1 protein-coding gene is annotated in these 816 nt (G+C 39.3%); it reads left to right on the forward strand.

What is annotated here, in order from left to right; all coding sequences use genetic code 11:
* On the forward strand, positions 1-816 hold an 816-nt coding region (locus tag ACY3FQ_RS18445; protein WP_489774620.1), incomplete at both ends, for an MBL fold metallo-hydrolase.

The following is an 816-nucleotide window of genomic DNA, read 5'->3' on the forward strand; positions in this document are numbered from 1 at the left end:
ACATATAAGGCGAAGTATAACTTAGAGGATATGACTGAGTTTAATCAGGCTCAAAAGGGCTTTATTGCCAAGCCAACAGGTCAAATTAAAAGTGAGAAAGGCAATGTTATCTGGGATTTTGATGCATTTAGTTTTTTACAAGATCAAGCACCAAATACCGTTAATCCCACTCTATGGCGACAAGCAAAATTAAACAACAATGTTGGGCTATTTAAAGTAACAGATCGAGTTTGGCAAATTCGTGGTTTTGATTTGGCAAATATGACCATCATTCAGGGTGATACTGGCTGGATTATTGTGGATACATTAACCTCTAAAGAAACGGCTGAAGCAGCACTTAAATTTGCTAGACAGCATTTAGGTGAGCAAAAAATTTCAGCCATTATCTTTACCCATAGCCATATCGATCATTTTGGTGGTGCATTAGGCGTTCTTTCTAGCGAAGAAATTAACGCTAGAAAAACTCCAATTATTGCGCCAAAAGGCTTTATGGAAGAAGCGACCAGTGAAAATGTGATGGCAGGTTCAGCCATGATACGTCGTGCGACTTATATGTATGGAACTTTTCTACCTAAAAATGCGGAAGGATTGGTGGATACAGGTTTAGGTAAGGCTGTTGCTGTGGGAAAAATGGGCATCCTTGAGCCTACACAACTGATCACTCAACCAGAACAGAAAATGACGGTTGATGGCTTGGATTTTGTGTTTTATAACGTGCCGGGTTCAGAAGCACCAGCAGAATTAACGTTCTCTATCCCATCATTGAAACTTTATAACGGCGCAGAAATTCTATCTCATACCATGCATAATCTTTAT

The sequence above is a fragment of the Acinetobacter sp. AB03 genome, assembly GCF_058107045.1.